This is a genomic window from Paracoccus nototheniae, assembly GCF_004335005.1.
GTDB classification, from domain to species: domain Bacteria; phylum Pseudomonadota; class Alphaproteobacteria; order Rhodobacterales; family Rhodobacteraceae; genus Paracoccus; species Paracoccus nototheniae.
Genome location: NZ_RQRT01000011.1, coordinates 1 through 20028 on the forward strand (window position 1 = coordinate 1; position 20028 = coordinate 20028).

22 protein-coding genes are annotated in these 20028 nt (G+C 66.0%); 16 read left to right on the forward strand and 6 right to left on the reverse strand.

The window, feature by feature from the left end:
- The first annotated feature begins 6 nt into the window (after nt 1-6).
- The 5 genes from EG885_RS06635 (at nt 7) to EG885_RS06655 (ending at nt 4103) form a co-directional block, all read left to right on the forward strand.
- A complete protein-coding gene (locus tag EG885_RS06635) occupies nt 7-720 on the forward strand; it encodes an MlaE family ABC transporter permease (RefSeq protein WP_131573758.1) in 714 nt (237 codons plus the stop codon).
- Nucleotides 717-1451, forward strand: coding sequence for an ABC transporter ATP-binding protein (locus EG885_RS06640; protein ID WP_131573699.1), 735 nt, complete (start codon nt 717-719; stop codon nt 1449-1451). Before EG885_RS06635 ends, EG885_RS06640 begins: the two co-directional genes overlap by 4 nt.
- Before the next feature lie 111 nt (nt 1452-1562).
- Nucleotides 1563-2660 (forward strand): PhoH family protein, encoded by a 1098-nt coding sequence (locus EG885_RS06645; RefSeq protein WP_131573700.1) that lies wholly within the window; start codon nt 1563-1565, stop codon nt 2658-2660.
- Nucleotides 2653-3147: an rRNA maturation RNase YbeY gene (gene ybeY / locus EG885_RS06650; protein WP_131573701.1), complete on the forward strand. Its 495-nt coding sequence runs from the start codon at nt 2653-2655 to the stop codon at nt 3145-3147. The genes EG885_RS06645 and ybeY overlap by 8 nt, the downstream gene beginning before the upstream one ends.
- Entirely contained in the window at nt 3147-4103 is a 957-nt protein-coding gene (locus EG885_RS06655; RefSeq protein WP_131573702.1) for a CBS domain-containing protein, read from the forward strand. The genes ybeY and EG885_RS06655 overlap by 1 nt, the downstream gene beginning before the upstream one ends.
- Nucleotides 4104-4197: 94 nt before the next feature.
- On the opposite strand, the gene EG885_RS06660 is transcribed toward EG885_RS06655, so the two are convergent.
- Together EG885_RS06660 and EG885_RS06665 are read right to left on the reverse strand one after the other, a co-directional pair.
- Complete coding sequence (locus EG885_RS06660; RefSeq protein WP_131573703.1) at nt 4198-5142, reverse strand: alpha/beta fold hydrolase; 945 nt, start codon at nt 5140-5142, stop codon at nt 4198-4200.
- 6 nt (nt 5143-5148) lie between these two features.
- Nucleotides 5149-5433 carry an SCP2 sterol-binding domain-containing protein gene (locus EG885_RS06665; RefSeq protein WP_131573704.1) on the reverse strand — a complete coding sequence of 95 codons (285 nt, stop codon included), beginning with the start codon at nt 5431-5433 and terminating at the stop codon, nt 5149-5151.
- A 130-nt stretch (nt 5434-5563) separates the two neighbouring features.
- Between EG885_RS06665 and EG885_RS06670 the strand changes: the two genes are divergently transcribed.
- The 11 genes from EG885_RS06670 to EG885_RS06720 all read left to right on the forward strand — a co-directional run bounded on the left by EG885_RS06670 (nt 5564) and on the right by EG885_RS06720 (nt 15718).
- Nucleotides 5564-6076, forward strand: a complete 513-nt coding sequence (locus EG885_RS06670; protein ID WP_379106709.1) for a tetratricopeptide repeat protein — start codon at nt 5564-5566, stop codon at nt 6074-6076.
- Nucleotides 6077-6085: 9 nt separating this feature from the next.
- The gene (locus EG885_RS06675; RefSeq protein ID WP_131573705.1) at nt 6086-9190 is read left to right on the forward strand and encodes a helicase-related protein; all 3105 of its coding nucleotides are present in this window, start codon (nt 6086-6088) and stop codon (nt 9188-9190) included.
- Between the two features lies 1 nt (nt 9191).
- Complete coding sequence (locus EG885_RS06680) at nt 9192-9524, forward strand: RNA-binding S4 domain-containing protein (RefSeq protein ID WP_131573706.1); 333 nt, start codon at nt 9192-9194, stop codon at nt 9522-9524.
- A gap of 30 nt (nt 9525-9554) precedes the next feature.
- The gene (fdxA, locus tag EG885_RS06685) at nt 9555-9893 is read left to right on the forward strand and encodes a ferredoxin FdxA (RefSeq protein ID WP_131573707.1); all 339 of its coding nucleotides are present in this window, start codon (nt 9555-9557) and stop codon (nt 9891-9893) included.
- A gap of 311 nt (nt 9894-10204) precedes the next feature.
- Nucleotides 10205-10714 carry a CarD family transcriptional regulator gene (locus EG885_RS06690; RefSeq protein WP_131573708.1) on the forward strand — a complete coding sequence of 170 codons (510 nt, stop codon included), beginning with the start codon at nt 10205-10207 and terminating at the stop codon, nt 10712-10714.
- A gap of 147 nt (nt 10715-10861) precedes the next feature.
- Nucleotides 10862-11779: a manganese-dependent inorganic pyrophosphatase gene (locus EG885_RS06695; RefSeq protein WP_131573709.1), complete on the forward strand. Its 918-nt coding sequence runs from the start codon at nt 10862-10864 to the stop codon at nt 11777-11779.
- Nucleotides 11779-12648 carry a TIGR01459 family HAD-type hydrolase gene (locus EG885_RS06700; protein WP_131573710.1) on the forward strand — a complete coding sequence of 290 codons (870 nt, stop codon included), beginning with the start codon at nt 11779-11781 and terminating at the stop codon, nt 12646-12648. Before EG885_RS06695 ends, EG885_RS06700 begins: the two co-directional genes overlap by 1 nt.
- Before the next feature lie 186 nt (nt 12649-12834).
- Nucleotides 12835-13278 (forward strand): MaoC family dehydratase, encoded by a 444-nt coding sequence (locus EG885_RS06705; protein WP_131573760.1) that lies wholly within the window; start codon nt 12835-12837, stop codon nt 13276-13278.
- Nucleotides 13279-13309: 31 nt separating this feature from the next.
- Nucleotides 13310-14239 (forward strand): bifunctional riboflavin kinase/FAD synthetase, encoded by a 930-nt coding sequence (locus tag EG885_RS06710; protein ID WP_131573711.1) that lies wholly within the window; start codon nt 13310-13312, stop codon nt 14237-14239.
- A 1-nt stretch (nt 14240) separates the two neighbouring features.
- Nucleotides 14241-14681 carry a YcgN family cysteine cluster protein gene (locus EG885_RS06715; RefSeq protein ID WP_131573761.1) on the forward strand — a complete coding sequence of 147 codons (441 nt, stop codon included), beginning with the start codon at nt 14241-14243 and terminating at the stop codon, nt 14679-14681.
- A complete protein-coding gene (locus tag EG885_RS06720; RefSeq protein WP_131573712.1) occupies nt 14678-15718 on the forward strand; it encodes a threonine aldolase family protein in 1041 nt (346 codons plus the stop codon). The genes EG885_RS06715 and EG885_RS06720 overlap by 4 nt, the downstream gene beginning before the upstream one ends.
- 11 nt (nt 15719-15729) lie before the next feature.
- Here the strand turns inward: EG885_RS06720 and EG885_RS06725 are convergent, their stop codons facing one another.
- The 4 genes from EG885_RS06725 to purL are packed head-to-tail and all read right to left on the reverse strand — an operon-like array spanning nt 15730 to nt 20018.
- Nucleotides 15730-16197, reverse strand: coding sequence for a CinA family protein (locus EG885_RS06725; protein WP_131573713.1), 468 nt, complete (start codon nt 16195-16197; stop codon nt 15730-15732).
- Nucleotides 16197-16691: a phosphatidylglycerophosphatase A family protein gene (locus EG885_RS06730; protein ID WP_131573714.1), complete on the reverse strand. Its 495-nt coding sequence runs from the start codon at nt 16689-16691 to the stop codon at nt 16197-16199. The genes EG885_RS06725 and EG885_RS06730 overlap by 1 nt, the downstream gene beginning before the upstream one ends.
- A 4-nt stretch (nt 16692-16695) precedes the next feature.
- On the reverse strand, nt 16696-17841 hold the full coding sequence (locus EG885_RS06735; protein ID WP_131573715.1) for a bifunctional 2-C-methyl-D-erythritol 4-phosphate cytidylyltransferase/2-C-methyl-D-erythritol 2,4-cyclodiphosphate synthase: 1146 nt from the start codon (nt 17839-17841) through the stop codon (nt 16696-16698).
- Nucleotides 17838-20018 (reverse strand): phosphoribosylformylglycinamidine synthase subunit PurL, encoded by a 2181-nt coding sequence (purL, locus tag EG885_RS06740; RefSeq protein WP_131573716.1) that lies wholly within the window; start codon nt 20016-20018, stop codon nt 17838-17840. The genes EG885_RS06735 and purL overlap by 4 nt, the downstream gene beginning before the upstream one ends.
- Nucleotides 20019-20028: the final 10 nt, after the last annotated feature.

Consider the following 20028-nt stretch of genomic DNA (forward strand, 5'->3'; position numbering starts at 1 on the left):
CGCGGGATGGGGGCGGTGGCGATCTTTGCGGGGCGGGGGCTTGGCGGCCTGCGCCCCTTTCCGGCCCGGGCGATCGCGCATCAGCTGGTCCAGATCGGCTGGCTGTCGCTGCCGGTCGTGGGGCTGACGGCGCTGTTCACCGGCGCGGCGCTGGCCTTGCAGATCCATTCCGGCGGCGCCCGGTTTCAGGCCAGCGATGTCGTGCCCGCGATCGTCGCCATCGGCATGGTGCGCGAACTGGGCCCGGTGCTGGGCGGGTTGATGGTCGCTGCCCGCGTCGCCAGCTCCATCGCGGCCGAGCTGGGGACGATGCGCGTCACCGAACAGATCGACGCGCTGGTGACCCTGTCCACCGACCCGATCCGCTGGCTGGTCACGCCGCGCCTGTGGGCGGGGATCCTGTCGATGCCGGTGCTGGTCGCGGTGGGCGACATCATCGGCATCATGGGCGGCTGGATGGTCGGGACCGGATCGCTTGGCTTCGGCTCGGCCACCTACATCGCCAACAGCTGGGCCTATCTCGAGGCTTGGGATGTCACCTCGGGCCTGATCAAGGGCGCCGTGTTCGGGCTTGTGGTGACGCTGTCGGGCTGCTGGTTCGGGCTGCGCGCGGGCCGGGGTGCGGCGGGCGTGGGCCGGGCCACGACCAATGCCGTGGTCGCCGCCGCCGTCGGGATCCTCGCCGCGAATTTCCTGCTGACGGGGCTGTTTTTCGAATGATCGGGGTTCGGGGCCTGTCGAAATCCTTTGGCCCGAAACGGGTGCTGGACGGCATCGATCTGGCCGTGGGGCAGGGCGAAAGCCTGTGCGTCATTGGCCAGTCTGGCACCGGAAAATCGGTTTTGCTGCGCTGTATTCTGGGGCTCGAGGTACCGGATTCGGGACAGATCCTGTGGCAGGGCCAGCCCTTGGACCGGGCCGCGCGCGGCCGCTTTCTGGCGGGTTTCGGGATGCTGTTTCAGGGGGCGGCGCTGTTTGACAGCCTGTCGGTCTGGCAGAATGTCGCCTTTCGCCTGCGCCAGCGCATGCCCGACGCCCGCGCCCGGTCCATCGCGCTGGACAAGCTGGCCCGCGTGGGTCTGGGCCCTGATATCGCCGATCTGATGCCCTCGGAGCTGTCGGGTGGCATGGCCAAGCGGGTCGGTCTGGCCCGCGCCATCGCCGACGACCCGCAGGTGATCTTTTTCGACGAACCGACGACCGGTCTGGACCCGATCCGGGCGCGGGCCATCGATGCGCTGATCCGTGGGATCGTGACCGAAACCGGCGCGACCGCCATCACCATCACCCATGACATGGCATCCGTCCGCATCATCGGCGACCGCGTCGCGATGCTGCAGGATGGCCGGATCGTCCATGACGGACCGGTCGCGCAGATGGATCATGCCCCCGCACTGGCCGCTTTTTTGGGCAAAATGCCCCCGCAAGGGGCTGATTTTGCCGGGACGTGATGCAACTTTTGCTTGTCCTGCCGCATTTTGCCCTGTTCTGGGGCAATTCTTAAGGAAATGCCGACAGGATGGTCTTGTGCGAATCCCACAGCCTTGCCACCTTCAACCCACATGCCTGAGCAGGAGAGCAATTTGGGCCTGACCCCGACGCCACCCGTCACCACCCCCCCGGTCGAAACCCTTCTGGAATTTCCTGACAACAGATTGCTGATCGATCTCTGCGGCGCCAATGACCGTCATCTGGCCCGCATCGAAGAGGCGCTTGGCGTTCACATCCTGCGACGCGGCAACCAGATCGCCGTCGTCGGCGGCCCCGAGGCGCAGTCCGAGGCCGCGACGCTGCTGCGTGGTCTGTACGCCCGGCTGGAACAGCACCGCCCCGTCAGTCTGGCCGAGGTCGAGGCCGCGTTGCGCATGGGCGTCGAACCCGCCGTCGAGGTCACGCCCGCCGAACAGATGGAGATGTTCGCCCAGGGCAATTATGAATTGCGCACCCGCAAGAAATCGGTCGAGCCGCGCACCGAGGCGCAAAAGGCCTATGTCCGGGCGCTGTTTCAGAACGAACTGGCCTTTGGCATCGGGCCTGCGGGCACCGGCAAGACCTATCTGGCGGTGGCGGTTGGCGTGACCATGCTGATCGGCGGCCATGTCGACAAGATCATCTTGTCGCGACCCGCCGTCGAGGCGGGTGAACGTTTGGGCTTTCTGCCCGGCGACATGAAGGAAAAAGTCGACCCCTATATGCAGCCGCTCTATGACGCGCTGAACGATTTCCTGCCCGGCAAGCAGATGCAGAAGCTGATGGAGGAAAAGCGGATCGAGATCGCGCCGCTGGCCTTCATGCGGGGCCGCACCCTGTCGCGCGCCTTTGTCGTGCTGGACGAGGCGCAGAACGCCAGTTCCATGCAGATGAAGATGTTCCTGACCCGTTTGGGCGAGGGGTCGCGGATGGTCATCACCGGCGACCGCACCCAGATCGATCTGCCGCGCGGCATGCAATCGGGGCTGATCGACGCGGAAAAAGTGCTCAAGGATGTCAAGGGCATCAGCTTCAGCTATTTCACCGCCGACGATGTCGTGCGCCACCCGCTTGTCGCGCGCATCATCAAGGCGTATGACGCCGAGGAAGTCGCGGCCCATGCGCGCGGCGAAACCGAGGAGATGCGCGGACAATATGTGCCGCGCCGGATGATGCGGAACGATGCCTGACGAAAGATCTGCCGATTGCGTCATCGAAGATGACCGATGGGAGGCCGCCGGTCTGGAAGACCTGGCGGCCCAAGCGATAGACGCGACGCTGCTATGGCACCGCATCGGCGGAGAGGTCGTGGTCATGGGCTGCGACGATGCCCGCATCGCCAGCCTGAACGCCGATTTCCGGGGAAAGCCCCGTGCGACCAATGTCCTGTCATGGCCTGCGGTCGACCATCTGCCCCACGCGCCGGGCGCGATGCCCGAGATCCCCGACGAGGACGAGTTGGGCGATATCGCCATCTCGTTCGACACCTGCACGGCCGAAGCGCAGGCGCAGGGCAAACCCTTTGATCATCATGTCCTGCATCTGCTGGTCCATGCGACGCTGCATCTGCTGGGCTATGATCACCAGACCGATCCCGACGCCGCTCTGATGGAACAGACAGAGCGGTCGATTCTGGCCCGGATGACCATTCCCGATCCCTATGAGGAGAAAGCCTGATGAATTCCGACAGCCGATTAGCCGGTGCCTCTGTCGAGGGCACCCCGGACGCCAGCGGCGACCTGCTGGCCGAGCGTGCCCCGACAGAGGTTTCGGTGATCCGCCCCGAGGAAGAGGACGAACCCGCAGCCAGTCCACGCGGGTTCTTCGGGCGGGTGCTGTCGGCGCTGACCGGATCGGAGGCATCGGGCGAGGATGACGAGGCCGACCGCCATGTCGAGGGCAAGCCGGGTCTGATGAACCTGCGCCGGATGCGCGTCGATGACGTCGCCATCCCCAAGGTCGAGATCATTGCGGCGCCTCTGAACATCACGCTGGACGATCTGGTGACGATGTTTCGCGAACACGGGTTCTCGCGCATTCCGGTTTTTCGGGGCACGCTGGACAGCCCGCTTGGCCTGATCCACCTCAAGGATCTGACGCTGAAGCACGGTTTTGGGGCAGGGGGGAAGTTCACGTTGCGCCCGATGCTGCGCCCGATGCTGTATGTGCCACCCTCGATGCCGATCGGGGTGCTGCTGCAGCAGATGCAGCAAAAGCGCACTCATATGGCGCTGGTCATCGACGAATATGGCGGCGTCGATGGTCTGGTCACGATCGAGGATCTGATCGAACAGGTCATCGGCGAGATCGAGGACGAGCATGACGAGGATGAAGGTGGGCTGTGGATCCACGAAAAGACCGGCCAATGGCTGATTCAGGCCCGCGCCGCACTGGATGATGTCGAGGCCGAGACCGGCCTGCGTCTGGTCGAGAACGAGGATGACGAGGTCGATACGCTTGGCGGGCTGATCTTCATGCTGGCGGGACGGGTGCCCTTGCGCGGCGAGGTGATCACCCACCCCTCGGGTGCGGAATTCGAGGTGGTCGATGCCGACCCCCGGCGCCTGAAGCGGATTCGGCTGCGGATGCCCAGTGTGTCCACCCCGTCTGAGCGGTCGGGCAGCAAGGGCTAGGGGTGGTGTCGCGGCGGCGCGGAAGGGGGGCGATCGCGCCCCCCGTCGCCTTCGGCGCCTCCCCCCTGAGGATATTTCCGGACCGCTGCAGGGGTCAGGGAGTGTCGAAATGGGCCAACATGGCGTCGAAAAAGGCGTCGCGCAGGTCGGGGGTTTCCATCAGGATCTCGTGACGGGCGCCTGCGATCTGGATCAGTTCGGCGCCGGGCCAGCGGGCGGTGCGGTCGCGGATGGCCTGCGGCGAGACGATGCGTTCGTCGGAGCCGAGCGAGACCAGCATCGGCAGGTCGGGCGAGGGGAGGCGCGACAGGCGCGCGCATTCGTTCAGCGCCTTGCTGACCCAGTCATAGGTCGCCCCGCCGATGGTCAGGTCGGGCCATGCCACGGCCTCGCGTACCAGCCGGGCCCATTCGTCGCCATTGCGGGTCAGAAGGTTCGCGTTGAAGCTTTCATCCAGCGGATAGGTGGTCGAGGCGCCGCCGCTGCCCGGGGCGGTCAGCCCGCCGCGCCCGACCCGGCCCGCCAGATAGGCGATGCCAAGCGCCACGCCATGCTGGACGCGGCGCAGGTTGATCCCCCACATCGGCGCCGAGAACACCGCCGATTGCACCGGCAGCCCGCCGTCCAGCGCGGCCAGACCGATGCAGCCGCCCATGGAATGGGCCAGAAGATGCCAGGGACGGGGCAGATCCAGATCGCCGGCGGCCACGACCATCTCGATCACGTCGCGCTGGTAATCGGCGAAGGCGCCGATATGGCCCGGGCGTGGGTCGGATTGCAGGCGGTCGGACATTCCCTGTCCGCGCCAGTCGATCGACAGCACGTCATACCCTTGGGCCATCAGGCGATGGGCGGTGGGGGCGTATTTCTCAAGATATTCGGTGCGGCCCGGAAACAGAAGGATCGTGCCGCGCGAGGGTTCCCCGCCCGCGCGCCACAGTCCGAGCCTGAGGCGCAGCCCGTCATCGGCCTGCATCCAGAACGCCGTGGCGGGCGCCGAGCGGTCGTCAGGCAGTTGATGAAAGGGCGCCTGCTGCATCGGGGGTCAGGACAGTTTCTGGCCCAGCTGCATCGCCACGCCCATGTTGCCGTCGATTTTCAGCTTGCCCGTCATGAAGGCGGTGGCGGGGTTCACATCGCCGGTCATGATGCCTTCGAAGGTTTCGCGGCTGGCGGTCAGGGTGACCTCGGCCTCGTCATCGCCGGCGCGCACGCCGTCTTCGTCGATCATGATCGCGCCTTCGCCGGTGATGACGAATTTGGCGGTCGAATCGAAGCTGTCGATCTTGGTGGACAATTGCTCGACGGCCTTGGTCACGACTTCGCTCATTTCATCTCTCCTGATGCGCTTTGGCTGGCGCCCGACCTGCGGGCTGGGTTACACCCACAATATGAGCCCGGTCCGCCCCGTTTTCCAGACTGCCGTCGCGGCACTGCGTCACCGCCTTCTGACGATTTCCGTGCTCATTGCAAGCGCCTTGCCGCTGAATGCCGCAGCCCAGCCTTTGGACGATGCCTTTGCGCGGCTGGCCCAGCCCGGCGGCGAGGGCTGGCGGATGGCCGAAAGCGACATCTTGCGCGCCTGGTCGCGGTCGGGGTCGCCCGCCATGGATCTGCTGTTGCAGCGCGGCGAGGCCGCGTTGGATCAGGGCGACCTGCCCAGTGCCATCGGCCATCTGACCGCGCTGACCGATCATGCGCCCGATTTCGCGGCGGGGTTTCAGACCCGGGCAGCGGCCTATGCCATGACCGGCCAGTTCGGCCCGGCGCTGGCCGATCTGGCCCGCACGCTGGAGCTGGAGCCGCGCCATTTCGCGGCCCTGACCCAGCTGGGCGCCATGCTGGAGGAGATGGGCGAAGAGGATCGCGCGCTGGCCGCCTATCGCGCCAGTCTGGAGATCCATCCGCATCAGCAAGAGGCGATTGACGGCATCGCCCGTCTGGAACATGCGCGCCGCGGCACCGATATATAGGCGATGAACATGACCACGCGCGGGCGGATCACCGCCATTCTGGGGCCGACGAACACCGGCAAGACGCATCACGCCATCGAACGGATGCTGGGCCACAGATCGGGGGTCATCGGGCTGCCGCTGCGCCTGCTGGCGCGCGAGGTCTATGACCGGATCGTGAAGGCGCGCGGCCCCTCGGTCGTGGCGCTGGTCACGGGCGAGGAACGCATCGTGCCGCCGCGTGTGCAATATTGGGTCGCCACGACCGAGGCGATGCCCGATATCGCCGTCGATTTCGTGGCCATCGACGAAATCCAGCTGTGCGCCGATCCGGGCCGGGGCCATGTCTTTACCGACCGCCTGCTGCATATGCGCGGCACCGTCGAGACGCTGTTTCTGGGCAGCGATACAATGCGCAAGGCCATTGCCGCGCTGGTCCCCGAGACCCAGTTCATCCGGCGCGAGCGGTTTTCAAAACTGAACTGGGCGGGGTCGAAAAAGCTGTCCCGGATGCCCGCCCGCAGCGCCATCGTGGGGTTCAGCGTCGATGACGTCTATGCGATGGCGGAATTGCTGCGCCGCCAGAAGGGCGGCTGCGCCGTGGTCATGGGGGCGCTGAGCCCGCGCACGCGCAACGCTCAGGTCGAGATGTACCAGAATGGCGAGGTCGATTATCTGGTCGCGACCGATGCCATCGGCATGGGTCTTAATCTGGACATCAAGCATGTAGCCTTCAGCGCCACGCATAAATTCGACGGGCGCCGGGTCAGGCCGCTGTTCCCGCATGAGATGGGCCAGATCGCGGGTCGGGCCGGGCGCCATACCGAACCTGGCACGTTTGGCGTGACCGGCGAGGCCGAGATCCCCGATGAGGGGCTGATCGAGGCGCTGGAGAACCACCGCTTTGCGCCCATCCAGCGGCTGATCTGGCGCAACGGGGCGCTGGAATTCGGCACGATGGAGCGGCTGGTCAACAGTCTGGAAACCGGTTCGGGGCACGAATTGCTGGGCCGGGGTCGCGAGGCCGACGATCTGGCGACGTTGAAGATTCTCAGCGCGCTGCCGGAAATCCGTGACCGCGTGCAGGGCGGGCGGGATGTGCGCCTGTTGTGGGATGTGTGCCGCGTGCCCGATTTTCGCGGGATTTCGCAGATGGAACATGCAACCCTGCTGGCCCGAATCTATGGTTTCCTGCAGGATGGCCATATTCCCGCCGACTGGCTGGGCAGTGCCATTGCACGCATCGACAAGGTGCAGGGCGATATCGACGCCCTGTCCAAACGACTGGCCTATATCCGCACCTGGACCTATGTCGCGCAAAGAACGGGCTGGGTGGCGGACGAAAAGCATTGGCGCGAGGAAACGCGCGCTGTAGAAGACCGCCTGTCGGACGCGCTGCACGCGGCGCTGACGCAGAGATTTGTGGACCGGCGCACATCCGTGCTTCTGCGCCGGCTCAAGCAGAAGGAGAGCCTCGTGGCCGAAGTGAATGACAAGGGCGAAGTGACGGTCGAGGGCGAATTCGCCGGCCGTCTTGAGGGCTTCCGCTTCCGCCCTGACCAGACCGCATCGGCGGACGAGGCGAAGATGCTTAGCCGCGCCAGCTATGACGCGCTGAAACCCGAGTTTCATCTGCGCGCCGACCGGTTCTATAACGCCCCCGACAGCGAGATGGATTACACCGAACAGGGTGGCCTGATGTGGGGCACGCAGGCGGTGGGCAAGCTGGTCAAGGGCGCCGATCCCCTGCATCCCGGCGTCGAGGTCTTTGTCGACGAAGAGGCAGGGCCCGAGATCGCCGACAAAGTGCGCCGCCGCGCCCAGCATTTCATCGACCGCAAGACCGCCGCGCTGTTCGAGCCGCTGGTGACGCTGCAGCATGACGAGGCCCTGACGGGTCTGGCCCGCGGCTTTGCCTTCCGGCTGGTGGAATCGCTTGGCATCCTGCCCCGCGACGCCATCGCCAATGAGGTCAAGGAACTGGATCAGGAGGCGCGCGGCGCGCTGCGCAAGCACGGCGTCCGCTTTGGCCAGTTCACGATCTTCCTGCCCGCGCTGCTGAAGCCTGCGCCGACGCGCCTGCGTCTGGTGCTGTGGTCGCTGCACGAAGGTCTGTCGGAATTTCCCGAAAGCCCGCCGCCGGGTCTGGTGACGATCCCGCATCTGGATGTGGTCCCCGATCAGGTCTATGCGCTGTCGGGCTATCGCCCCGCAGGTGAACGGGCGATCCGCATCGACATGCTGGAACGTCTGGCCGATCTGCTGCGCGCGCAGGACACGCGCGGCGGGTTCGAGGCCAATCCCGACATGCTGTCGATCACCGGCATGACGCTGGAGCAGTTTTCCGGCCTGATGCAGGGTCTGGGCTATGCCGCCGAACGGGGTGAACGCCCCAAGGTCAAGGCAGCCGAGGCGCCGGTCGTGGCGCCGATGCCCGAGGGCGAAGGTTCGGATGCGCCGATGACCGAAGAGGAATCGGTGCTGGCCGCCGAGACACGCGCGAAATGGGAGGCCGAGCAGACCGAAAAGCGCCGTCTTGAGGCCGAAGCCGCCGCCGCCGCGGCGCCCGAGGGCGAGACCGATGTGGCTGAGCCCGCACCGGCTGATGCGGCTGACGCTGCACCTGCCGAGGCCGCGCCCGCTGATACGGCAGCGGCGGATGCTGCTGCCGAGGCACCGCCCGAGATGGAGGTGTTCTACAGCTTCAAATGGGCGCCCAAGCCCCGGGGTAATCGTCGTCCTCAGGGTGATCGTCCCCAGGGCGATCGCGCCGAAGGGGATCGTCCGCAGGGCCAGCGTCGCGGTCCCCGCCGTGATGGACCCCGTGACGGTCAGCCCCGCGAAGGTCAGTCCCGTGAAGGTCAGTCCCGTGAAGGTCAGGCCGGTGACGGCGCTGCAGCCGCCGCGCCTTCGGGCGACCGCCCCCGTGGCGATGCGCCGCAGGGCGAGCGTCGCGAACGCGGGGGTCAGGGCAAGCCCGGTGGCAAGTTCGGCGGCAAGCCGGGCGGTGGCAAGCGCGAGGGCGGCAAGCCGTCTTCGCATCAGGGCCCCAAGACCTTTTCCGCGCGCCCCGAAAAGAAGGCCGATCCCGACAGCCCCTTCGCGATCCTCGCTCAGCTGAAGGATAAAAGCTGAGTTGAACGACAAGGCCGAAGGTCTGCGACTGGATAAATGGCTGTTCCATGCGCGGATCTTCAAGACCCGTGGCCTTGCCGCCGCCCGGATCGAGGGCGGCGGCATTCGTGTGAACGGCCAGCCCTGCCGCAAGCCGGGCCGCGCGGTTCATGCGGGCGACCGGCTGACCGTGTCGGCCTATGGCGAGGTGCGGGCGCTGACCGTGCGGGCCTTGGGCGAACGGCGCGGCCCGGCGGTCGAGGCGCGCCAGCTTTACCATGACGCGAACGATCCGGGCGGCGATGACGCAATCGGCGGCGACGGGTTGATTGATCCGCCCGAAGCGACTAGGTGACAGGCCGAACACTAGGACAAGAGCGCCCCGATGACCTATGTCGTGACCGACAACTGCATCATGTGCAAATACACCGATTGCGTCGAGGTTTGCCCCGTGGATTGCTTCTACGAGGGCGAGAACACGCTGGTCATCCATCCCGATGAATGCATCGATTGCGGCGTGTGCGAACCCGAATGCCCCGCCAATGCGATCAGCCCGGACACGGAACCCAAGATGGAGACATGGGTCGAGTTCAACCGGAAATATTCGGAACTGTGGCCTGTGATCACCCGCAAAAAGGATCCGCTGCCCACCGCGACCGAAATGGATGGGCAGGACGGCAAGCTTGAGAAGTACTTTTCCGAAGCCCCGGGCGAGGGCGACTGATTCGCTCGACGCACGCCGTCCGGTTGCGCCAGCGCGGCGCGATCGGCTGATTTTGCAGTCTGTGCAAGGGTTTGCCGCGTAAAAGGCGTCGCCAAGGCGGCGCTTTTTTCAATGTCATTTTTGTGTTATGATCTACCATGTCGCGCAGCTGGTCGCAGGTCAGCGGTCTTAGCCGGTTGCGCCCAAGCTGTTGCATCCTTGCCCTCTGCCGGGCGGGGGTTGCCCAACAAGATCGAAAATGGACCGAGGGTGGCATTGCCCCCCTGCGGCCCTTTGTGCCCGTCTCGCGGGCGCATGTCAGAGGAAGCCAGATGTCGAAATCCAAGAAAAACGAATTCCGTCCCGACGAATTTGTCGTCTATCCGGCCCATGGTGTGGGTCGCATCGTGTCCATCGAGGAACAGGAGGTCGCGGGTCTGCGGCTGGAAATGTTCGTGATCTCGTTCGACAAGGACAAGATGACCCTGCGCGTTCCCACCGCCCGCGCCAGCGAAATCGGCATGCGCAGCCTGTCCACCCCCGACCTGATCGACCGCGCGCTGGAAACCCTGAAGGGCAAGGCCCGCGTCAAACGCGCGATGTGGTCGCGCCGCGCGCAGGAATATGAACAGAAGATCCATTCCGGCGATCTGATGTCGATTGCCGAAGTCGTTCGCGATCTGCATCGCTGCGATGACCAGCGCGAGCAGTCCTATTCCGAACGCCAGCTGTACGAGGCTGCGCTGGACCGTCTGACCCGCGAAGTCGCCGCCGTCGGCGGTCTGGACGAGGGCGGCGCCCAGAAGCGCGTCGAAGAAGTTCTGCTGACCCGCGCGGCCTGACCCCATCCGCCATTCATTGCGACAGGGCGCCTTCGGGCGCCCTTTTGCATGACCGGCGCCCCGCTTTTCCAAACGTGGACAGCGGGGGCAGGGCTGCCTATAAGGCGCTCAGCATCCCTCTTTTCGCACAACAATCAAAGGTGCATCATGATCAAGGTCTTCGGCCATACCTCTCCCGACACGGATTCCACCGGCTCGCCCCTTATCTGGGCGTGGTATCTGACCGAATGCCGCAAGACCCCCGCCGAGGCGGTCCTGCAGGGAGAGCCGAACACCGAAGCGCTGTGGATGCTGAACCGCTGGAATCTGGTCAAGCCGCAGATCATCAGCGATGTGACCGCCACCGATCGCTGCGTGATCGTGGACACCAACAACCCCGCCGAGCTGCCCGCGTCGCTGGCCGAGGCCGAGGTGATCGAGATCATCGACCACCACCTGCTGGCCGGCGGCATCAAGACCCGCTCGCCGATCAACATCACCATCCGTCCGCTGGCCTGCACCGCTACGATCATGCATGACCTGATCGGCGATGACATGGCCCGCGCCCCCGAGGGCATCAAGGGCGCGATGCTGACCTGCATCATCTCGGACACGCTGGAATTCCGCAGCCCGACCACGACGCCGCATGACCGCGCGGTCGCCGAAAAGCTGGCCACCGATCTGGGTGTCAGCATCGCTGATCTGGCGGCCGAGATGTTCGCCGCCAAATCCGATGTCAGCGCCTTCAGCGAGGCCGCGCTGCTGAAGATGGACAGCAAGGAATACGAGCTGGGCGGGCGTCAGCTGCGCATTTCGGTTCTGGAAACCACCTCGCCCAAGGTCATTCTGGACCGCAAGGCCGCGCTGATGGCCGCGATGCCCGCCGTGGCCGCCGAAGATGGCGCCGAAGAGGTGCTGCTGTTCGTCATCGACATCCTGCGCGAAGAGGCCACCCTGCTGGTTCCCAACGACTTTATCAAATCCGTCGCCGAACGCAGCTTTGGCGTCACCGTCACCGGCGACACGGTCGTGCTGCCCGGCGTGATGAGCCGCAAAAAGCAGATCATCCCGGTCCTGGCCGTCTGATGAGCCGCATCATCTCGTCGCTGGCCGAAATCTCGGCCGGCTATGACGCGCTGTTCTGCGATCTGTGGGGCTGTCTGCACAATGGCAAGGAACCCTATGCGGCGGCGGTTGCGGCGCTGCAGGCGTTCCGGGCGCAGGGTGGCACGGTCTGTCTGATGACCAATGCGCCGCGCCCCAGCCCCTATGTCATCGCGCAGCTGGACCTGATGGGCGTGCCGCGCGATGCCTGGGATCTGGTCGTCAGTTCCGGCGACGCCGCGCAGGACGCGATGTTTGCGGGCGCTGTCGGGCGCAAGGTCTGGCATATCGGCACCGCCAAGGATGACGGCTTCTTCACCGACATTCCCGATGCCCATGCCGGGGCCGCCCCCATCGCCCGCGTCGATCTGGCCGAGGCCGAGGGCATCGTCGCCTCGGGGCCCTTCGAAGAGGTCAGCGAGACGCCCGAACATTACCGCGCGCGCTTTCTGGATGCGCGCGACCGGGGCCTGCCGATGCTGTGCGCCAATCCCGATATCGTCGTCGATATGGGCGAGACGCGGATCTATTGTGCGGGCGCGCTGGCCGAGTTCTATGAAAGCCTTGGGGGACGGACGTTGTATTTCGGCAAGCCCCATGCCCCGATCTATGACCGGGCGCGGGCGCTGATGGGGCTTGGCACTGACGCGCGCTATCTGGCGGTGGGCGATGGGATCAACACCGATATCGCCGGGGCCGTTGCGCAGGGGATCGATTCGATCTTCGTGACCGGGGGGCTGGCCGCCGAGGCCTTCGGTCCCGATATCGAGACACCCGATGCCGATTTGCTGATCGACTGGCTGCGCATTCTGGAAAAGGCCCCGACCTATTCCATCGGCCGCCTGCGTTAGACCTGCCACGAGGACCATGACGCCCGCACCCCTTCCTGGGTGCGGGCGTTCTGCATTCCGGGGGGGGGCTTTGGTCAATAATAATATTGCCGAAAAATACCACACCAAGGTCTATTCTTGCGCAATGGTCCCGATGCTGCTATGCAGCAATGATCAAGGACCGGGCAGATGCGAATGGACCCCAAGATGCTGGACAATCTTCCGCGCGGCACGATCGTCATCGAGGATCTGGAGATCGGGATGACCCGCCACCTGCACAAGCAGGTCACCGACCATGATATCGAGCTGTTCGCCCAGGTCTCGACCGACCGCAATCCAGTGCATCTGGACGAGGCTTACGCCCAGGACACCATCTTTGAAGGCCGCATCGCGCATGGGATGCTGACGGCGGGCCTGATCTCGGCGGTGATCGGGGAACAGCTGCCGGGTCATGGCACCGTCTATCTGGGCCAGACGCTGAAATTCATGGCCCCCGTGCGCCCCGGCGATCTGGTCCGGGCCGAGGTCACGGTCGAGACGATCGACCACGCCAGACGGCGGGTCACGCTTGCAACCCGCTGCCTCGTCGGCGATACGGTCGTTCTGAAAGGCGAGGCGGTCGTGCTGGCCCCAAGCCGCAAGTTCGACTGACCGGGCGCAGCTGGCGCCTGCTGGGGGCGCAGTGCAAATCCATCGCGACTGGACAGGACTGGGGACAGAGGCGCGGGGCGCCTCGGTCGCCATGGGTAATTTCGATGGCGTCCACAAAGGCCACCGTGCGGTCATCGACGCCGCGCGTGCCGCCTGCGACGCGCCCTTGGGCGTCTTGTGTTTTGAACCCCATCCCCGCCAGTATTTCGCCCCCGATGCGGCCCCGTTCCGGTTGATGAATTCCGAATCTCGCGCCAACCGTCTGGCCCGGCTTGGTGTGCAGCAGCTGTACGAGCTGCCCTTTGGCCCGGTTCTGGCCGGTTTGACGCCCGAGGCCTTTGCGCGCGAGGTTCTGGCCGAAGGGCTGGGCATCGCGCATGTTACGGTCGGCGCGGATTTCTGTTTCGGCAAGAACCGCGCGGGCACGGCGGACACGCTGCGCGAGATGGGCCAGCGGTTTGGTTTCGGCGTCACCATCGTGCCGCTGGTTGGGGCGGCCGAGGGGGAATACAGCTCGACCGCGATCCGTGCGGCGCTGACCGAGGGGCGCACCCATGACGCGGAACGCATGCTGGGCCATTGGCACCGGATCGAGGGCGAGGTTCTGCACGGCAACAAGCGGGGCCGCGATTTCGGCTGGCCCACCGCGAACATGGCGATGGACGATCTGCATCTGCCGCGCCTTGGCGTTTACGCGGTGCTGGTCGATGTGCTGACCGGGCCGGACCGGCTGTCCTGTCAGGGCGTCGCCTCGCTTGGGGTGCGGCCCATGTTCGGGCGCAACGCCCCCAACCTCGAGGTGCATCTGTTCGATTTCTCGGGCGATCTGTATGGTCAGCATCTGTCCGTGGCGCTGGTCGATTTCCTGCGCGACGAGGCGAAATTCGACAGCGTGCAGGTGCTGATCGACCAGATCGCGCAGGACGCCGTCGATGCCCGCCGCCTGCTGGCGGGCCGCTGAGATGCGCGACCGGTTCTGGGAACTGCCTCTGCCCAAGCTCGCCCGCGACGAGTGGGAGGCTTTGTGCGACGGCTGCGGCAAATGCTGCCTGAACAAGATCGAGTTCGAGGATACGAACGAACTGGCCTTTACCCGCGTCGCCTGCAAGCTGCTGGACGGCGATGCCTGCCGCTGTTCCAGCTATGCCAACCGCCATGACTATGTCCCCGATTGCGTGGTGCTGACGCCGAACAAGATCAAGGAAATCGCCTGGTGGCTGCCCGCCACCTGCGCCTATCGCCTGCGGCACGAGGGGCGGCCCTTGTATGACTGGCATCACCTGATCTCGGGCAGCACCGACAGCGTGCATGATGCCGGGGTCAGCGTCCGGGGCTGGACCGTCAATGAGCTGTCGGTCAGCGAAGAGGATTGGGAAGACCACATCATCGAGGATCTGTCGTGAATTTCGCATCGGACAACGCCTATGCCGCCCATCCCGCTGTCATGGGGGCGCTGAATGACGCCAATTCAGGCGCGATGATGGGCTATGGCGCCGATCCGGTGACCGCGCGCGCGCAAGAGGCCATCCGCGAGGTGCTGGAGGCGCCCGAGGCCGTGGTGCGGTTCGTGTCCACCGGCACGGCGGCCAATGCGCTGGTCTGCGCGCAGCTGTCGCCGCCCTACGGTCGCATCTATTGCCATGATGATGCGCATATCGAGACCAGCGAATGCGCCGCGCCCGAGTTCTTTTCCCATGGCGCCAAGCTGGTGACGCTGCCCGGTCAGGGCGGCAAGCTGGACCCGGCGACGCTGGCGCAGGCGCTGCGCGTGGGGGCCGGGGCGGGTCTGAACGGCGGCAAAAGCGCGATGGTGTCGATCACCAACGCGACCGAATGGGGCACCGTCTATAGCCCCGCCGAGGTTGCTGCGCTGGCCCAGATCGCGCATCAGGCCGGACTGCCCCTGCATATGGACGGGGCGCGGTTTGCCAATGCGGTGGCGCATCTGGGCTGTTCGGCAGAGGATCTGACATGGCGCGCGGGCGTCGATGCCTTGTGCTTCGGCGGGACCAAGAATGGCGCCATGGCCGCCGAGGCGGTGGTATTCTTTGATCCCGCGCTGGCCGAGGGGTTCGATTACCGCCGCAAGCAATCTGGCCATGTGTTTTCCAAGAACCGATATCTGGCCGCCCAGATGCTGGCGCTGGCCTCGGACGGGCTGTGGCGGGATCTGGCAGCGCGCGCCAATGCCCATGCGCAGGTGCTGGCCTATGCCGTGCTGGAAGGCGGCGGCACCCTGCTGCAACCGGTGCAGTCGAATGCCGTTTTTGCGACCATTCCGGCGGACATTCATGCACGGGCGCGGGCGGCGGGGGCCTTGTATTACCTCTGGCCGGACAAATCCGCCGAGGGGCTGGACCCGGTGCCGCTGCGGCTGGTCTGTGCCTGGGACACGCCAGAGGCCGACGTTGCCGCGCTGGCCGCAATCCTGCGCGGCTAGGTCAGGTCAGGTCAGGCGGTCAGCGCGTCCAGAAGCAGTTGCAGCGCATGTTCGACGGTGGCGGCACGGACGCGGTGGCGACCGATGGCGCCGAACTCGACGGTGTGGGTGACGGTGCCGAAGGGCTGGGCGACGCCGAAACAGACCCGACCCTCGGGCTTATGTTCCGATCCGCCGGGACCGGCGATGCCGGTGACCGACACGGCGATGCCCGCATCCGAATGACGCAATGCGCCCGAGGCCATCTGGGCGGCGATCTGTTCGCTGACCGCGCCGTGGTCGTCCAGAACGGCTTGGGTGATGCCCAGCATCTGGATCTTGGCGGCATTGGAATAGGTCACGAAGCCCCGGTCGAAGGCGTCCGAGGATCCTGGTACCTCGGTCAGGGCGGCGGCGATCAGCCCGCCGGTGCAGCTTTCGGCGGTGGCGATCCGGACGCGGCGGTCGCGGGCCGCCTGCAGGACCTCGGCTGCCAGCATCACAGCATCATCGGGATGTGAAAGGCCGCCGCCGCGATCATCGTCGCGACCCCGGCGAACAATCCCGCCCACAGATCGTCCAGCATCACGCCCGCCGCATCATGGCGCCGGTCCGCGCGGCCGATGACCCAGGGTTTCCAGATGTCGAACAGTCGGAAGAATACGAAAGCCGCCAGCCAGCCCGGATAGGGGAAGGTCTCGGCCGGCAGGCCCATCATCCAGAATCCGAAGGACGGAAACATCAACGTCAGCCACTGGCCCGCGACCTCGTCGATGACGATCTCGCTGCGGTCGGGATCGGCCATGCCCGCAGTGTGACGCCCGACGGCCCAGAAGCCCGTCACAATGACCAGCCCGGTGGCCAGCGCCAGCAGCGGAAAATGCCCGATGCGGTGGATCAGCAGCCCAAGCGCCACCGCAACGGCGGAGCCCCAGGTGCCGGGGGCGGGGCGCAGCAGCCCCGCGCCGAACCAGATGCAGAGGAGGCGCGCCATGAGGTTATTCCTTGATCAGGGTGGCGGTGGCGATGGCGGCAATGCCCTCGCCCCGGCCGGTAAAGCCCAAGCGTTCCGAGGTGGTGGCCTTGACGCTGATGCGGCTGGCCTCCAGCCCCATGATTTCCGACAGGCGATGGGCCATGTCCAGCGCATGGGGGCCGATCTTCGGCATCTCGCAGATCAGCGTCACGTCGGCATTGCCGATGCGGAACCCCTTGTCGCGGGCGAGGCTTGCGGCATGGGCCAGAAAGATCGCGCTGTCGGCGCCCTTCCATTGCGGGTCCGAGGGCGGGAAATGCCGCCCGATATCGCCCTGCGCCAGCGCCCCATAGATCGCATCCGTCAGCGCATGCATGCCGACATCGGCGTCCGAATGGCCCAGAAGGCCGGCATCATGGGGTACCTGCACGCCGCAGAGCGTCACATGATCGCCTGCCGTAAAGGCATGCACGTCATAGCCATGGCCAAGGCGGATATCCATCGGGCGGTCCAACATGCGTTCGGCCCGCGCGAAATCGGCGGGGAAGGTGATTTTCAGATTGTCTTCGGAACCCGGGGTGATGGCAACCTCGATCCCGGCCAGACGGGCCAGTTCGACATCATCGGCAGCGTCATTCGGGTGAAGATCATGCGCCATGGATATTTGGGCCAAGATGAAACCCTGAGGCGTCTGCGCCCGGTAAAGACCGTCGCGGGGCGCGGTGCCGCTGACGATGCCGCCCGCGCCGCGCCAGAGCGCATCCGAGACGGGGAGGGCGGGGGCGGCGGCAGCGGCGCCCGATTGCAGCGCGTCGATGACGCCTTGGATGACCGCGTCGGGGACGAGGGGGCGGGCGCCGTCATGGATCAGCACATGGCTGGCCTGACCATGCAGGGCCGCAAGCCCGGCGCGGACGCTGGCGGCGCGGGTCGCCCCACCGGTGACCAAGGTGACGGGGCCCGCGTAACGCGCCATCGCTTGGGCCATGTCGTCGGGATGGACGACCAGCACGACGCGGTCGAACCCGGCAAAGGCCGCCAGCGTCCGGTCGAGGATCGGCTGGCCGCCCAGATCGCGCCATTGCTTGGGCTGCCCGCCGCCCGCGCGGCTGCCGCGTCCCGCCGCCGTGATCAGCGCGGCATAGCCCGGCGGCGCGGTCAGCGTCATGCGTGATCCGGGATGTCGCCCCCGATCGCCGCCGCAAAGGCGGTGCGGTATAGCTGCGACAGACCGGCCAGCGGCGCGCTATCCGTGCCGAAGGTCACGGTATCGCCGCCGAAGCGGCCCACAGGGGCCACCGGTACGCCTGCCGCCGTGGCAGCCTGCATCAGCGCCTTGGCGGCGTCGGGGGTGCAGGCGACCAGATAGCGGGCCTGATCCTCGCCGAACAGTTGGGCGATGTCCGCGCTGTCCAGCGTGACGCCCAAGGCCGCAGCCTCGGCCATCTCGAAGGCGGCCAGCGCCAGCCCGCCATCCGACAGATCGGTGGCCGAGGCGAGACGGGCGCGGTTGGCGCGCAGGAACTCGCCATGCTTGCGTTCGGCAGCCAGATCGACATGCGGGGCGTCGCCGGCCTCGATGCCGAAAGCCTCGAGGGCCAAGGCGGATTGGTCCAGATGGCCGTGGGTGGTGCCGATGACCAGCGCCAGATCGCCCGTCGAGGGCAGCCCCGCGATCAGGTCGTCCAGATCGGCGATCAGACCGACGCCGCCGATGGTGGGAGTGGGCAGGATGCCCTTGCCGTCGGTTTCATTATAGAGCGAGACATTGCCCGACACGATCGGGAAATCCAGCGCGCGGCAGGCCTCTCCGATGCCCTTGATGGCGCCGACCAGCTGGCCCATGATTTCGGGCTTTTCGGGATTGCCGAAATTCAGGTTGTCGGTGGTGGCCAAAGGCAGGGCGCCCACGGCGGTCAGGTTGCGATAGGCCTCGGCCACGGCCTGCTTGCCGCCCTCATAGGGGTTGGCCATGACATAGCGGGGGGTCACGTCGCTGGTGAAGGCCAGCGCCTTGCGGGTGCCGTGGACGCGCACCACGCCCGCCCCCATGCCGGGGCGGCGGATCGTGTCGGCGCCGACCTGCGTGTCATATTGTTCCCAGACCCAGGCCTTGTGGGCGTGGTTGGGGCTGCCGATCAGGGCGCGCAGGGCGTCCAGCGGCGCGATGGCGGGCAGGGCGGGCGCAGGGGCGGCAGCCGGGGTTTCCACCCAGGGGCGGTCATATTCGGGCGCGCTGGAGGCCAGTTTCGACAGCGGCAGATCGGCCATGACCTGATCGCGGTGCAGGATCAGAAAGCGGTCCTCGGGGATCGTCTCGCCCACGATGGCGAAATCCAGATCCCATTTGGCGAAAATCGCGCGCGCCACGGATTCCATGTCGGGCTTCAGCACCATCAGCATCCGTTCCTGGGATTCCGACAGCATCATCTCATACGCGGTCATGTTCGTTTCGCGCTGCGGGACGTGGTCGAGGATCAGCTTGATGCCAAGCCCGCCCTTGTCGCCCATCTCGACCGCCGAACAGGTCAGGCCCGCCGCGCCCATGTCCTGAATGGAAATGACCGACCCCGAGGCCATCAGTTCCAGACAGGCCTCGAGCAGGCATTTTTCGGTGAAGGGGTCGCCGACCTGCACGGTGGGGCGCTTGTCCTCGATCGTGTCGTCGAATTCGGCGCTGGCCATTGTGGCACCGCCGACGCCGTCGCGCCCGGTCTTGGCGCCCAGATAGACGACCGGCATGCCGACACCGGAGGCTGCGGAATAAAAGATCTTGTCGGCATCGGCCAGACCCGCCGCAAAGGCGTTGACCAGACAATTGCCGTCATAGCTGGCGTGGAAACGGACCTCTCCGCCGACATTGGGAACGCCGAAGGCATTGCCATAGGCGCCGATCCCCTCGACTACGCCCTTGACCAGATGCGGGGTCTTGGGGTGCGCGGGACGGCCGAAGGACAGCGCGTCCATGGCGGCGATGGGGCGCGCGCCCATGGTAAAGACATCGCGCAGGATGCCGCCGACGCCGGTCGCCGCGCCCTGATGCGGTTCGATATAGCTGGGGTGGTTGTGGCTTTCCATCTTGAAGACCACGGCCTGACCGTCGCCGATATCGACCACGCCAGCGTTTTCACCGGGGCCGCAGATGACCTGCGGGCCGTCGACCGGCAGGGTGCGCAGCCATTTCTTGGAGGATTTATAGGAACAATGTTCGTTCCACATCGCGCTGAAGATGCCCAGTTCGGTGAAGCTGGGGGTGCGCCCGATGATCTGCAGGATGCTGTCATATTCGTCGGGTTTCAGCCCGTGCGCGGCGATCAGTTCCGGTGTGACCTGCGGTTCCTGCATGACGGGGCCC